Raw genomic sequence first — 413 nt, forward strand, 5'->3', positions numbered from 1 at the left:
GCGGCGCCGTATCCATTGCCCGTCGCCTGCAGGACCCGTTGGCCGAGCTGGTGAAAATCGACCCCAAATCCATCGGCGTCGGCCAATACCAGCATGACGTGTCGCAGCTCAAGCTGGCGCGTGGCCTGGACGCGGTGGTGGAAGACTGCGTGAACGCCGTGGGTGTGGACGTGAACACCGCCTCCGTGGCGCTGCTCGCGCGTATCTCCGGCCTCAACGCTACCCTCGCGCAGAATATCGTCACCCACCGCGACGAGAACGGCGCGTTCAAAACCCGCGCCGCGCTGAAAAAAGTCGCGCGCCTGGGTGAGAAAACCTTCGAGCAAGCCGCCGGTTTCCTACGCGTAATGAACGGCGACAACCCGCTGGATGCCTCTGCGGTTCACCCGGAAGCCTATCCGCTGGTGCAGCGC

1 protein-coding gene is annotated in these 413 nt (G+C 64.6%); it reads left to right on the top strand.

What is annotated here, in order from left to right; genetic code table 11:
* On the top strand, positions 1-413 hold a 413-nt coding region (locus AC0L3B_RS38480; RefSeq protein WP_473382837.1), incomplete at both ends, for a helix-hairpin-helix domain-containing protein.

The sequence above is a fragment of the Bradyrhizobium sp. Kon56 genome (assembly GCF_055807635.1).